The organism is Neoalteromonas arenosi, from assembly GCF_030362855.1.
GTDB lineage: Bacteria > Pseudomonadota > Gammaproteobacteria > Enterobacterales > Alteromonadaceae > Alteromonas_E > Alteromonas_E arenosi.
The window spans coordinates 632,084-645,797 of record NZ_JAUCBP010000007.1 but is presented as its reverse complement, the minus strand read 5'-3'; the positions used below and the strand labels follow the sequence as shown (position 1 = coordinate 645,797).

The following is a 13,714-nucleotide window of genomic DNA, read 5'->3' as shown; positions in this document are numbered from 1 at the left end:
TATGGCATTTATAAGTATAAAACGGTTCGTCTCAGTTTTAGGTGTTTCTGCGCTATTAGTAGCTTGCGGGGGTGGCTCGGACGGTGGTACCGGACCAGCATCACCGGCTCCTACACCTCCACCGCCGGCACCAGTACCTGATGAAACGCCCGCGTCCCCCTTGTTAACGAGTAACAACCTGGAAATTTATGGTAGTGCGGATGCTGTAACCGGAGAATCTGTAGGTTTTGCCGTGCGCAGCGCTGACGGTGCTGATATTCGCCGTGTGGAATGGTCACAACTTAGCGGTCCAGCTACGGTGCCGTTGTTAGCAAGTCACACTCAAGCCATCGGTTTCGATGTTATCGATGCTGGCGATTACAGTTTCAATGTCGCGGTAACGACCATTACTGGCGCTAATCGCAGCGCTGAAATTAATCTGACAGTGAGCCAAGATACGGCCCCCGAAGCCAATATTCGCCTTGACCATGCAGCCACTGAAAGAGGCCGAGTTTCCCTGCGCGTTGACGGTGTGGGGAGTAAAGAAATCAACAGTATTGATTGGGTCCAAATTGCGGGACCTGATGCACAGAATGTGACAGCAAGTGATACTGACGGCCCCCAGTATTATATATTCTTCGATGCACCGGCAGTAACAATTGATAGCCCGATTGTATACGAGGCTACAATTAACTACAGCGACCAAACCAGTGCGACTGATACCGCCATCGTTATGGTTCGCAACGACAATATCAACGACTCAGCATACTTCCCCAATAGCGATCTGATTGTAACCGCAGATATGTTTGCCTATCGCTCAGATAGCCCATATGCAGACGCCCTAGAGTCGTGTATCTACAACAATCAAATAACCCAAACCTGTCGTTTCTCTGAATTACCACTTATCGGACAACAAACTGAAACGCCAACTGTCGATGATATTATGGACCGTACATTAGTCTCACACGCATGGATGGGCGAGCAATTTGAAAATTACCTGCGTACGTCGGCCGCCGGCTCCGATATGGTTAAGCTTCTTAGGGCAACAACAGCCATTGTTATTTCCTACGATGTACGCCCGTCGTTTTACTGGACTGCAACAGGTGCCATATATCTTGATGGCAACAACTTTTGGCGCACTCCACAACAACGTGACACGTTAAACGACCGACCGGATTTTCGCAGTGATTTGGGGCGCGATTTGACCTTTGAAATGCCTTGGCGATATGTCAAAGACAATGCTTATTACCCACAGTTGTCAAGCATTGCATACCCTGTAGCAGAGCGACGCTCGCGCAGTTTTGAAGACCTCGAAGCCTCAATATCCTGGTTGATGTATCACGAATTAGGCCATGCGAATGACTTTTTTCCCTCGTCGGTGTGGGCGGATTTACAATCCAACGATGATCCACTCTCCTACTTTAGAGAAAACGGTACATTATCGGATACATTACCCACGTCATATCCATTACTATCCGCTGAAATGGCGGCGCTGGCCCAAGTTAGATTTGCGGGTGAAACAGCTACTGCGACTCAGCGTGGCTACCAGGGTGATGATATTGAACAATTTTTCACACCAGATCGCTCTCCGAGTTACTACAGTTATTTGAATGAGCGTGAAGATTTCGCCACATTATTTGAGCGTTTTATGATGATTTACCGACTTGAAGCCGGTGCTGATGTTGGCATAGTAGAAGTCGTAGATAACCCTGAGTTGATAATCACTTGGGGACAACGAAATCGAATCAATGAGCCAGCGCTGCGCGACCGACTGCGCTTTACTGTCGAAAGTATCTTACCTGAATTGGATTTTGACGCTATTCAAACCACACTACCAGAACCGGAATTACTCGATTCGACGAAAAGCTGGCGAGATAGCGTAGTCATTGGCCAAGGCGTTCTTAACAACTCAGACGCAAGAGAAAATATTGAGGATGCCGCACACTTAGAGCCGCAATTTCAGTTAGGTCCTGATAAATGGCTACCATTACCCGACGAAAATTAGGTATCTAACTCTCGCTTGATAAGGTCAACTGTCAATGCTCTTTGCTCTTGCAAAGAGCGCTTGTCTAGTCGTTCCATCGCGTCAACTAAAAAGTCATTGCGGCGTTCGCAGTGGTTCAACAGGTATTGAATAGCTCGCTCAGAAAACTTCATCCCTCGTGCTTCGGCAAGCAGTTCTAACAGCGCTACTTTATCCATATCGTCTAGCGCTTTATAGGCATATACATCACCCCACTGCATACGCGAGTGCAGATCAGGTAAGGTCAAAGAGAAGTCTTGCTTTTCAGGGTGAGCGAGGTTCTTATTCGCCGCCAGAACCAAGGCATTATTGCCGTTTTCCCGACGTTGATTGATTAAATCGAAAACGGCTACCTGCCATTGCTCAGAATCTGTAATCGCGTCTAGGTCATCAATACACAGTAACGGAATTTGTGCAAATCCATCGAGCATATCAGGGGTGTAATGATTGAAATTCCGAAGTGATATATAGAAATTTTCAAGATTAAGCTGATTAGCGTAGTGACACAGCGCTATAAGTAAATGCGTTTTACCTTGTCCATTAGCGCCATGAAGAAACAACTGCTTAAAGCTCTGCTGCGCGCCTTTGGCGAGAGCTTCGACAATCGAACGAGTATGGGCGACCAACTGTTGATTGGGCCCTGCAACAAAAGTATCAAATTGCTGCTCTACCGGTAATTGAACTGCGAGTGGAAGTTGCATACAGGCTTAGCGTTGCCACTCAAACGTTGTGGTATCAGTGACATTACCAAAACTGTCCAAACCAGGCAGTAATCGCCCATCTAGCACTAGGGCATCAATAAGACGTCGCTCATTTGCCAACAAGCGCAGTTCAAACGTCGCAACGTGCCCCTGTAAAGATTGTAAGGTCACAGAATCAACCATACTCAATTCTCGTAGCAGGGTTTGAACTCCCGCATACACGGTTAAGCTTTCGACATTGCTCACGCTAAGTGTATAACTGGCTAGCCCAGCTGAAAATTGTTGCGGGTTGATCGCAAAGCGTCTCGCCAGTTGATTCACGTATCGATTCAGCAACTCTGTTATTAACGACTCTGGTGAATCTGCGCCCAATCGCGCGCTGTAGTAGCGACCATCAATAATAAACGTATAGTCCAACTGATACGGCTGTAAATCGCCAAGTAGCGCTTGAAATTCGTCATAAGTAAACAACGCTGGCGGTCCAGAAAGGTCTTCCAAGGGTTTTTCAAAAGCGTCTTCAAACTCGCTCATCTCTTCAGCTTGCGGCTCAGCGGTATTAAGCTCTTCGGCTACCGACTGCTCTAATACGTGCGCCGCGTTTAATTCATCAATACGTTGCTGCAATTTTTCCGGGTCGTAGTCTGGTGTCGCTTGAATCCTTGCGATAATGAGATGTTCTATACCATAACGAAAACTTGCGTTTATCACAGGCTGTGTGAAACGCCCCCACACATCATAGGCGCTAACGGTCTGAGTATCTTCGAGATCGTACAGTGGTAAGCGCACTCTAACTCCGCGCTGCTCGGCAATAGCGTTCACAATTGCACGTAAATTACTCTCGCTTTGTTCCGACAATACCACCGGTTGTCGGTTTTCAGGTGAATTAACGGCTAACCATAATATGCTATCTGGGCGACGCTCATCCCACAGTGACAAATTGTTTTGTCGCAATAGCTGTTGCATTCGGGCCGCATCAAAAGTGGCGACATAGCGCACACCGAATTCATCCATTTCATATTTATAGGCACTCAGTAAACCTTCTGCCTGGGGGTCGAGCTGCTGCCATATCTGACGAGTAAATTGTTCGCTATCGCCAGACATTTTTACCACGGCAATTCTAAACGCCTGGCGCAATGCCCTCTGCCGTGCTCGGTCGGATTGATCGGCAACTACCACGCTAACAACATTGGTTGCTTGAACTGTTGATCCCAATCGCGTTTGCACCTGAGCCTGAATCGCAAAAGTTCCTGAGATAGTCAAACTGATAACAAACAAAAACCGCAACAAAACCATCGTAGTAAATGTCTCCTTATTTAGACCCGCTATTGTTATCGATCTACAAATTTTTTGCATCCGTTAATATTTTTATTTGTCGATTGGTTCTGAACACGGTTGCTGGTAGAATTCGCGTCGATTTTTGGCACATTGTGAAAGGTAAACGAGTGAGCGATAACAAAACCGGTTTGAGCTATAAAGATGCGGGTGTAGATATCGATGCGGGTAATCGCCTGGTTGAACGGATTAAATCAGTGAGCAAGAAAACTGCCCGTGCTGAAGTAAAAGGTGGACTCGGCGGTTTCGGCGCGCTGTGTGCATTACCACAAAAATATAAAAATCCGTTACTCGTTTCAGGCACTGATGGTGTTGGCACTAAATTGCGCTTGGCTATGGATTTAAATCGACACGATACTATTGGTATCGATTTAGTCGCAATGTGTGTTAATGATTTGATCGTGCAAGGTGCCGAGCCTTTGTTTTTTCTTGATTATTACGCAACAGGTAAGCTTGATGTCGATACAGCGGCAGCTGTAGTTACGGGTATTGGTGAAGGTTGTTTACAGTCTGGTTGCGCACTGATCGGTGGTGAAACCGCTGAAATGCCGGGCATGTACGAGGGCGAAGACTATGACGTTGCCGGCTTTTGTGTGGGTGTGGTTGAAGCAGATGATGTCATCGATGGCAGTAAAGTGGCCGCCGGAGACGCGCTTATTGCTTTGGGCTCTTCCGGTCCTCACTCCAACGGTTATTCATTGATCAGAAAAATCCTTGAAGTTGACAACACTGATGTCACGCAGAAGTTAGGCGAACGCAGTATTGGCGATTTGTTGTTAGAGCCTACGCGAATTTACGTAAAATCAGTGCTTAAATTGCTAGAATCCATCGACATTCACGCCATTTCACATATAACTGGCGGTGGCTTCTGGGAAAACATTCCGCGTGTATTGCCTGATAATTTGGCCGCGCATATAGATGGCAATAGCTGGGAATGGCCAGCTATCTTTAGTTGGCTGCAGCAAGCTGGAAACGTTGACACTTATGAGATGTACCGCACGTTTAACTGCGGTGTTGGCCTTGTCATCGCACTACCGCAGTCAGACATAGAGCAAGCGCTTAACGTGTTGCAAGCCGCTGGCGAGAATGCTTGGCATATCGGTAACATTGCGACTAAGTCAGATGACCAGAGCGTAGTTATCAACAATGCAAAGTAAGCGCATGCCGCAAATTGTTGTTCTTATTTCTGGAAATGGATCTAACCTACAGGCAATTATTGACGCTGTAGCTGCACAAAAAATTCCAGGCTCCATCTCTGGTGTCATAAGCAATAAAGCTGATGCATTTGGGTTAGAGCGCGCCCAAAGTGCCGGGATCCCCACGGTAGTCGTTACGGCCAATAAAGGTGAAGCGCGCGAAGATTATGATCAACGCTTAGCAAGAGAGATTCGCGCGTTAACACCAGATTGTATTGTTCTTGCTGGTTTTATGCGGATCTTAAGTGAAGCTTTTATTAATGAATTTGCCGAAATTCTTTTGAACGTTCACCCCTCTTTGTTGCCGAAGTACCGAGGTCTCAATACCCATCAGCGTGCAATTGATGCCGGAGACAAAGAGCATGGTTGTAGTATTCATTTCGTCACTGCTGAACTCGACGGCGGGCCAATTATACTGCAAGCCAAGGTTCCCGTGTTTCCGGAGGACGATGCAGGTTCGCTCGCTGAGCGTGTCCAAACGCAAGAGCGACAGATATACCCGCTTGTAGTAAAGTGGTTTTGTGAAGGCCGACTAAAAAAATTAAACGATAAGGCTGTTTTAGATGAAAAAGAACTTCCTGCCATGGGCTTTGCTGCTGACTAACGTGCTATGTGCATGTATCGGTACTTCAGCTTTCGCCCAAACTGCTAACCAACAATTACTGCCATTTACCGCAGAATATATCGCCTATCGCTATGGTGATGATATTGGTTCAGCAACGCTCGAACTTCAACATCTCGGTTACGATCGTTATGCCCTAACCTATCGCTCTCGCGTATCTAAATTCTTCTTATCCGATAAACGTCACGAGCACTCAATCTTTAAGTTTGACGGCAATAGCATCACCGCCAAAGAGTATTACTACTCACGTGGCGGTACCGGTCCCGATAAAGAATTGACCGTAATGTTTGACGAGAGCAATCAGTCTATTAGCGTCGATAATAATCGGTTACAAGACTGGCAAGGTGAAGTTGATAACCAGCTATTTCGCATCGATGTCCCGCGTCAGTTGGCGCAAGGCAAGACTGAAATGCGCTATGACTTTATTAACTACCGCGGTGAACCGCGGACATATATCATCAAAGTCGTCGGTAAAGAACAGCTAGAACTGCCATACGGGATCGTCGATAGCATTAAAGTAACCATCGATCGCGGATCGAGCTCTCGAGAAACCTTTGCGTGGTTTTCTCCATCACTTGACCATTCACTGGTTCGATTACAACAGTTTAAAGACGGTGAAGAGCAAGGCGACATAAAACTCAAAGCCTACAGCGTTAACACCCAAGGTTAAAAATGGATTAACGGCGGCGAAATGGGCTGCTGTTAACTATACTTATACAGTGCTATCACTGGAAAAAATATCGCAAGAAATCCATAAACCTTGATCTTTCGTTTGAGTAATAATAGGTTTACGTAATCTGGTCTGACCTATGACCACTTTTTTGCGTTGAGCAATTCTTTAGGAGGCTTTATGTCTGATTTGTTTTGGTTTGTTGCAAGCTTAATTGTTATAGGCGTCGCAGCGTATAAGCAAACTACCCTGTTAAACGCAGTGATCGGCGTTGGCGCTGTAGTTATTGTCGGCACCTTGGCTGGCGATATTGGCTTGTTTGGCTGGATTGTATTCGCTGTGCTAGCGGTACCATTAGTTAATCGCGATATTCGCAAGCAGTATATCAGTAGCAAACTGCTTAAATTTTATAAAAAAGTCATGCCTGAAATGTCTGATACCGAACAAGAAGCGATTGATGCTGGCACTGTTTGGTGGGACGGCGACATTTTCACCGGTAAACCTAACTGGAATAAATTACACGGGTTCGCTCAACCCCGTTTAACCACTGAAGAGCAAGCATTTTTAGACGGTCCATGTGATGTTGTGTGTAACATGGTCGATGAATGGCAAATCAATCACAAAGACGCTGATCTATCTCCTGAGATTTGGCAATACCTTAAAGACAACAAATTCTTCGCGATGATTATCAAAAAAGAATTTGGGGGTCTTGAGTTCTCTGCGTACGCACAATCGCGTGTCTTGCAGAAACTCGCCGGAGTCAGCGCGGTGTTGTCTAGCACCGTGGGTGTACCTAATTCGTTGGGGCCTGGTGAATTACTGCAACATTACGGCACAAAAGAGCAGCAAGACCATTACTTACCTCGTTTGGCAGTAGGTGAAGAAATTCCGTGTTTTGCCCTTACCAGCCCTGAGGCGGGTTCCGATGCTGGTGCTATTCCTGATTTTGGTGTGGTATGCAAAGGCGAATGGCAAGGCGAAGAAATCTTGGGAATGCGTTTAACATTCAACAAGCGCTACATCACCCTTGCTCCAGTAGCCACCGTAATTGGATTGGCATTTAAACTGCGTGATCCAGATGGTCTCTTAGGTGACCAAAAAGAGCTGGGCATTACCTGCGCATTGATCCCGCGTGAAACCGAAGGATTAGATATTGGTAATCGTCATTTCCCATTAAATGTTCCTTTCCAAAACGGCCCAATTCGCGGCAATGACATCTTCGTACCGCTTGATTACATTATTGGTGGCAAGCAAATGGCCGGTAAAGGTTGGCGGATGTTAATGGAATGCCTTTCTGTAGGTCGTTGTATTACACTACCATCATCAGCTGCTGGCGGTGCCAAATCTATCGCCGTTGCTACCGGCGCTTATGCGCGTATTCGTCGTCAGTTCCGTTTACCGATTGGTCAAATGGAAGGTATCGAAGAAATGTTGGGACGCATTGGCGGCAACGCTTATTTGATGGATGCAGTCACTAGCATGACGACTGCAGCATTAGATTTAGGTGAAAAGCCTTCGGTGATCTCTGCGATTTGTAAATATCACCTCACGGAGAAAATGCGTACGGTTATCAACGACTCAATGGATATTCATGGTGGTAAAGGTATATGTCTAGGCCCAAATAACTATATAGGCCGAGGCTATCAAGGGGCGCCTATTTCAATCACGGTTGAAGGTGCCAACATCCTAACTCGTAACATGATGATATTCGGCCAAGGCGCTATGCGTTGCCATCCGTATGTACTTGACGAGATTCGTGCGTCACAAATCAGTGACCGCAAGGAAAGCTTAGATAAGTTTGACAAGGCAGTATTCGGCCATATTGGCTTCGCCATAGGTAATACATTCCGCAGCCTATGGTTCAGTTTAACTGGCGGTCGATTGAGCTCAGCTCCATTTAAAGATGAAACCACGCGCTACTATCAGCTTATGCAAGGTTATGCCGCAAACTTAGCGTTATTAACCGACATTTCCATGGGCGTGTTAGGCGGTGACTTGAAGCGCCGCGAACGACTGTCCGCAAGGTTAGGCGACATTTTAAGTCAAATTTATTTGGCATCAGCAGCGTTAAAGCGCTTTGATGAACAAGGCAGAAATCAAGAAGACTTGCCGCTTTTACATTGGGCAATGCAGGACTCTCTACATGCAACTGAAACGGCTATTGATGAGTTCATCCGTAACTTCCCAGTTAAGGCTTTGCGTTATGTGATGCGCGCTTTAGTATTGCCATTTGGACGTCGCGTCGAGAAACCCTCTGATGTACTAGAGCACAAAATTGCTCATATCTTGCAAACGCCTTGTGCTGCTCGAGATCGCATTGCATACGGTCAGTACACGAAACGAGAAGAAGGAAACTTACTCGGTGATCTAGAGCAGACGCTTGATGATATTTTGGCTGTAGAGCCAATCTTCGAGCGTATTTGCAAAGCAATGAAACAAAAATTGCCTATGACAGGTCTTGACCGTCTTGCAGACCAAGCCTTGGCTGAAGGATTAATTGATGGTCAAGAAGCTGAGTTGATGAAACGCACTGAGGCCGGTCGCTTGCGCACTATCAATGTTGATGACTTCGCACCAGAGGAACTGGTAGCAGCAACAGCTGCTAAAAAACCGGCAAAGAAAACAGCGACTAAATCGAAAGCCAAAAAAGCGGCGTAACGTTAGTCCGTTTAAACTCCTTCAAGCCGGCATTTGCCGGCTTTTTTATTGGTAAGGCTAACCTACACAGCTATAATTTCGTATAAGTAGTTAGTGTTGTAACGGCGTAGCACAAGAATATATGTTGAGATTGTTGATCCTATTGTTCCTCGCGGGTTGCTGGTTATCCCTTAATTCGGCAACCGGTCAAGAAGCGAAAACGCTCACCTTGGTTGTTAATTCACCAGGTACGCCGCCACACTTGTATTTTAATCAAACCGAAAATAAATATGATGGTGTTATACCTGACTTGCTTCGGTACGCTGAGCGCAACAGTCATTTAACCATTGAATACGTTGATTCCCATCGCAACCGCAACGAAAAATTTGTGTCATCTGGAAAGTTCGACATGTTTTATTCGAGCATTGCATGGGTGAGTCAGCCAGCAGACTTTATCTCGACGATTCCAATTTTTTCACACGAGAGTTTCCTGTATGCAATTGTGCCGTTTCCAGCCGACTTTTCACTGGATTTAAATACCACGGGTAAAGTTTGTACCCGTCGCGGCTTCAAGTACCCTGCCCTAGAACCGTTATTTGCCGATGGAAACTTGATACGTATTGATTCATCGAGCCATGATACGATGCTAAAAATGCTCATTCTTGGCCGTTGCGATATGGTTGAAATGAACCTCAAAAACGCCAGCGCATTGATTTACGCAGAGGAATACAAATCAACTGAGTTTTATCGCAGCAGTCTACCGACGAGCAGCGTGCCCGCCGCGTTGATCATGCACCCAAATCGCGCTGCTGAGCGGGATATTTTTAATCGGTTTATCGAGCGTTTTCACGCAGAGGGACTGTATGCAGAATCCCTCGCGAAACACCTGCACCCGTGATGCAATTTTAATGATGTAAACTTAGTTATCCCTGCGCACGTGAGACAGGATAAAATCAACCAGCAAATTGCGGTAACCATAATTTTCTTGGTGACTCATTTTCGTCCAAAGACTGGCGTGAGTTTCGTCGTATGCGTTGACCACCTGAAAATCACGAAATCCTCTGTCACGCAACTGCTGTTCAAAACCAAAACTGTACTGAAAGGTATCGCTTTCAGAGAATAACAGCATAGTGGTATTGAAGTCCTCAATATATGTGATCGGAGAAGCGTCAATGTGATCCTCGTTAGTGGACCCAAACACCGCGTGAATATGATTTTGCTCATACGACGGATCAACACTCACTAACAAATCGCGGTATTCTGGAATGTCGTAACCGCCTGCCACAGGAATAATGGCGTTGACATTAGCTGGCGTTAAACCGTATTCGGCTAAATAACGCTTATCAGCCACGAGTAACGTCGATAAGTGTGCGCCACTTGAAAATCCGCCGACAAAAATATTATCTGTAGAGTAGCCGTAAACTTCAGCTTGATCGTAAACCCATTTGAACGCCCTTGCGATATCCTTTATGTGCTCTGGGTGTTGTATTCCTTCGTGGTGTTTCTCTTCGCCTAATAGTGCGGGGCTGAGCCGGTGCCCCGCAGAAACCACTAAAATACCGCGTTTGGCAATTTGTCGACTCAAGTCCATTTCGTTGTGCCGATTAACGTATGCCCAAGCGCCACCTCCAATCCAAATTAACACCGGTGGGTTTTCTACTCCTTTGGGGATCAGAAGGTTGACTTGAGTAAGCTCAGAGTGATTTTCATGGCCTTTGGGGTAATAGCTTAAGTTGATCTTTTCATCAATCTCATACTCAACTGCATAAACATACGGTGTGCAAAAATAGAGGGAGAGCAGATGAAAAGCTATTATCGCCTTCAACATACGTGGTGTCATAATAGGTGACTCGTTTAATTTTCGCTGTAGCAGAGTATAGAAGGCCTTGCTCGCGTGTACTGTTTTTTCGGGTAACCGCCCAAATACTGCGACGGTTACCCGCGAATCAACTATTTACCGACAGCAATACCCTCGCGGCGCGGATCAGCACCACCCACTAATACTCCATCGACAACCTGTATACCGTGTAAGCCACTGTTTAAATCAATGACCCGTACGCTATGTCCTAAATCTGTCAGCTGCGCCTCTAGTGCAGTAATAGGCGTGCCTTTTTCTAACGCTGTATAATCGTTGCGATTTGTGATCTTCGGCAGGTTAATCGCTTCCTGCATATTCAGCTGCCAGTCCAAAACACCGATAATAGTTTGCGCAACATAGCTAATGATCCGACTTCCACCGGGCGAGCCGAGCACCAATTCCACATCACCTGCTGGATCAAAAACAATGGTCGGGCTCATCGCACTGCGCGGTCGCTTATTCGGTTCAACACGATTTAACGTTGGGTAACGGTTCTGGGTAGGAGCAAAGGAAAAATCCGTTAATTGATTGTTCAATAGAAAACCATCTACCATCAGTCCAGAACCAAACATAAATTCAATGCTCGAGGTCATTGAAACGGCATTTCCTTGCTTATCAATGATAGATATATGACTAGTATTAGGAAGCTCAAGCGAATAATCTGGACTCAATTGCGCATCGGTATAAGGCTTACCCGGTTTAAATTTACGCATCGGAGAATCGGCTTTAATATCGTCCCCCCGTCTGTTCAGATAGGTGTCATTTATCAAAGCCGCAAAGGGCAAGTTCGTGAAATCAGTGTCAGCGATATACATACTTCGGTCTGCATAGGCCATCGCTGTAGCTTGGGTATAAAGGTGGGCAAACTCTAGTGAGTTCGGTGTCATAGCTGCCACATTGTATGGTTCAAGCATCTTTAAAATTTGATAAACGTTAATCCCCCCAGAGCTCGGTGGGGGCATACCACACACTTTGTGTTCACGGTACTCGCCACAGATAGCCTGACGCTTCAACGGCATGTAGTTTTCTATATCGCTTGCTTCCAATAGACCCGGGTTAATTGACGCTGACTGCACCGTGTCAGCGATGCGTTGGGGTAGTTCACCTGTGTAAAAATACTCCACTCCTTGACTCGCGATATTGGCTAACACTTTGGCTAGGGATGGATTTTTCTTATTCGAGCCTTCGGCAAGAGGCTCACCACCTGGAAAAAAATAACTGTTCGAAACCGGAAACTCACGTAGACCCGGGTGAATATCGAGGGCCAACAAACCATGCAATCGAGCACTCACCCGAAATCCCTCATTAGCGGTCTTGATCGTATCGTCAAACAGCTTTGCCCACGGCATTTGACCAAATTCATCATGTGCCATGGCTAACGCACGCAATACGCCTGGAGCCCCCACTGATTTTCCACCAACAACAGCATCTCGCCAACGCATTGGCTTACCCTGCTCTGTAAATAAATACGCATTTGCCTTGGCTGGTGCAGTTTCGCGTCCATCGAATGCATGCAGTTGCTTATTTTCATTATCCCAATACAAAATAAACGCTCCGCCGCCAATGCCCGAAGACTGGGGCTCGACTAGTGTCAACATCGCTTGAACGGCAATTGCTGCATCAATTGCGTTACCGCCATTTTCGATGATATTACGCCCTGTCCAACTCGCGTAGGGATTTGCCGCCACAACCATGTAATCGTTGGCAGTAAATGCGCGCTTTTCGCTGTATCCTGTGCGCGCCTCAGGTTCGCGGTCTTCCCGCCCTTCTATACCCGTTTGAGCAATGCTAAAGGTACTGACGCAAGTGAGTAAAACGACACTTAATCGCTTGAATATCAATCTCATTATTTAAAAATCTCGGGATTTATCGGTCGTTTATTTAAAAATGCAGAGAAGGCCTCCTGCGCTGGCGCTGAGCGCATAGCATCGACAAAGTAGTCGAGCTCTGAGTTCATGTGTTCACTGACAGTGTCAGCATTGGATTTCAGTAAGTGCTTCGTCATAGCCAGCGCCTCTTTAGGTTTCTTACTGAGGGCGTCGACGACCTTATCGACCATGCCGTCCAAGTCTTCTGTGGCAAACACGTCTGTTACGATCCCAAAATGTTGGGCCTCGGCGCTGTCAAAAGGTTTGCCAAGCATCAACCACTCAGCCGCTTTTATATGGCCAACTAAGCGCGGTAGCATGTAACTAGACGCATACTCAGGAACTAAGCCTAAATCGATAAACGGCATCACAAATTTTGCTGAATTATCGCTGTATACGAAGTCACAATGCAGCAACATCGTTGTGCCGATACCGACGGCTAAACCTCTGACTTTAGCGACTACCGGTAGCTTAGTCGTCATCAGTGCCGTCATAAAATGGGCGGTTTCATTGACGTGTTCAGCCTCTTCAACCGTTGCGAAATCGGCAATATTATTACCCGCGGTGAAACAGTCGCCCTCACCTTCAATGACTATGACACGAATATCGCTATCCGCTGCAGACTCGATTGCAACAGCCATGGTTTCGTACATTTCGCGGGTGAGTGAATTTTTCTTCCCCGGACGATTGATGCAAATGCGCATTACTGCATCTGCGGTGTTAATTTTGATATCAGACATTAACATTCCTTCTCAATTGCGACTGTATAGGCAAAGCGTGGTTTTTATGCCACCATGCATTCATACGATCATGATACCTATAGTAAAA

At 46.3% G+C, this 13,714-nt stretch carries 11 protein-coding genes; 6 read left to right on the top strand and 5 right to left on the bottom strand.

From position 1 onward, the window contains the following. Window position 1: 1 nt before the first annotated feature. Window positions 2-1,984 (top strand): PKD domain-containing protein, encoded by a 1,983-nt coding sequence (locus tag QTP81_RS09200; RefSeq protein ID WP_289365059.1) that lies wholly within the window; start codon window positions 2-4, stop codon window positions 1,982-1,984. On the opposite strand, the gene hda is transcribed toward QTP81_RS09200, so the two are convergent. After that, complete coding sequence (gene hda, locus QTP81_RS09195; protein WP_289365058.1) at window positions 1,981-2,703, bottom strand: DnaA regulatory inactivator Hda; 723 nt, start codon at window positions 2,701-2,703, stop codon at window positions 1,981-1,983. The two genes, QTP81_RS09200 and hda, sit on opposite strands and share 4 nt — an antisense overlap. Before the next feature lie 6 nt (window positions 2,704-2,709). Then, the gene (locus QTP81_RS09190; protein ID WP_289365057.1) at window positions 2,710-3,996 is read right to left on the bottom strand and encodes a DUF2066 domain-containing protein; all 1,287 of its coding nucleotides are present in this window, start codon (window positions 3,994-3,996) and stop codon (window positions 2,710-2,712) included. A gap of 149 nt (window positions 3,997-4,145) precedes the next feature. Here QTP81_RS09190 and purM point away from each other — a divergent pair, with 149 nt between their 5' ends. The 5 genes from purM (at window position 4,146) to QTP81_RS09165 (ending at window position 10,058) form a co-directional block, all read left to right on the top strand. After that, a complete protein-coding gene (gene purM / locus QTP81_RS09185) occupies window positions 4,146-5,192 on the top strand; it encodes a phosphoribosylformylglycinamidine cyclo-ligase (RefSeq protein ID WP_289365056.1) in 1,047 nt (348 codons plus the stop codon). Window positions 5,193-5,196: 4 nt separating this feature from the next. After that, complete coding sequence (gene purN, locus QTP81_RS09180; protein ID WP_289365055.1) at window positions 5,197-5,835, top strand: phosphoribosylglycinamide formyltransferase; 639 nt, start codon at window positions 5,197-5,199, stop codon at window positions 5,833-5,835. Then, the gene (locus QTP81_RS09175; RefSeq protein ID WP_289365054.1) at window positions 5,795-6,523 is read left to right on the top strand and encodes a DUF3108 domain-containing protein; all 729 of its coding nucleotides are present in this window, start codon (window positions 5,795-5,797) and stop codon (window positions 6,521-6,523) included. The genes purN and QTP81_RS09175 overlap by 41 nt, the downstream gene beginning before the upstream one ends. A 180-nt stretch (window positions 6,524-6,703) precedes the next feature. Then, window positions 6,704-9,181, top strand: coding sequence for an acyl-CoA dehydrogenase FadE (fadE, locus tag QTP81_RS09170; RefSeq protein WP_289365053.1), 2,478 nt, complete (start codon window positions 6,704-6,706; stop codon window positions 9,179-9,181). A 121-nt stretch (window positions 9,182-9,302) separates the two neighbouring features. After that, complete coding sequence (locus QTP81_RS09165; protein ID WP_289365052.1) at window positions 9,303-10,058, top strand: substrate-binding periplasmic protein; 756 nt, start codon at window positions 9,303-9,305, stop codon at window positions 10,056-10,058. Window positions 10,059-10,079: 21 nt separating this feature from the next. Here QTP81_RS09165 and QTP81_RS09160 read toward each other — a convergent pair whose 3' ends face one another. The 3 genes from QTP81_RS09160 to QTP81_RS09150 all read right to left on the bottom strand — a co-directional run bounded on the left by QTP81_RS09160 (window position 10,080) and on the right by QTP81_RS09150 (window position 13,626). Then, window positions 10,080-11,000 carry an alpha/beta hydrolase gene (locus QTP81_RS09160; RefSeq protein ID WP_289365051.1) on the bottom strand — a complete coding sequence of 307 codons (921 nt, stop codon included), beginning with the start codon at window positions 10,998-11,000 and terminating at the stop codon, window positions 10,080-10,082. A gap of 110 nt (window positions 11,001-11,110) precedes the next feature. Then, on the bottom strand, window positions 11,111-12,865 hold the full coding sequence (gene ggt, locus QTP81_RS09155) for a gamma-glutamyltransferase (RefSeq protein WP_289365050.1): 1,755 nt from the start codon (window positions 12,863-12,865) through the stop codon (window positions 11,111-11,113). After that, window positions 12,865-13,626, bottom strand: coding sequence for an enoyl-CoA hydratase-related protein (locus tag QTP81_RS09150; protein ID WP_289365049.1), 762 nt, complete (start codon window positions 13,624-13,626; stop codon window positions 12,865-12,867). The genes ggt and QTP81_RS09150 overlap by 1 nt, the downstream gene beginning before the upstream one ends. Between the last annotated feature and the right edge of the window lie 88 nt (window positions 13,627-13,714).

Excerpts from the sequence above, each read along its gene's own strand:
- QTP81_RS09200 (WP_289365059.1), top strand. The coding sequence starts at position 2 with ATGGCATTTATAAGTATAAAACGGTTCGTCTCAGTTTTAGGTGTTTCT.
- hda (WP_289365058.1), bottom strand. The coding sequence starts at position 2,703 with ATGCAACTTCCACTCGCAGTTCAATTACCGGTAGAGCAGCAATTTGAT.
- QTP81_RS09190 (WP_289365057.1), bottom strand. The coding sequence starts at position 3,996 with ATGGTTTTGTTGCGGTTTTTGTTTGTTATCAGTTTGACTATCTCAGGA.
- purN (WP_289365055.1), top strand. The coding sequence starts at position 5,197 with ATGCCGCAAATTGTTGTTCTTATTTCTGGAAATGGATCTAACCTACAG.
- QTP81_RS09175 (WP_289365054.1), top strand. The coding sequence starts at position 5,795 with ATGAAAAAGAACTTCCTGCCATGGGCTTTGCTGCTGACTAACGTGCTA.
- fadE (WP_289365053.1), top strand. The coding sequence starts at position 6,704 with ATGTCTGATTTGTTTTGGTTTGTTGCAAGCTTAATTGTTATAGGCGTC.
- QTP81_RS09165 (WP_289365052.1), top strand. The coding sequence starts at position 9,303 with ATGTTGAGATTGTTGATCCTATTGTTCCTCGCGGGTTGCTGGTTATCC.
- QTP81_RS09160 (WP_289365051.1), bottom strand. The coding sequence starts at position 11,000 with ATGACACCACGTATGTTGAAGGCGATAATAGCTTTTCATCTGCTCTCC.
- ggt (WP_289365050.1), bottom strand. The coding sequence starts at position 12,865 with ATGAGATTGATATTCAAGCGATTAAGTGTCGTTTTACTCACTTGCGTC.
- QTP81_RS09150 (WP_289365049.1), bottom strand. The coding sequence starts at position 13,626 with ATGTCTGATATCAAAATTAACACCGCAGATGCAGTAATGCGCATTTGC.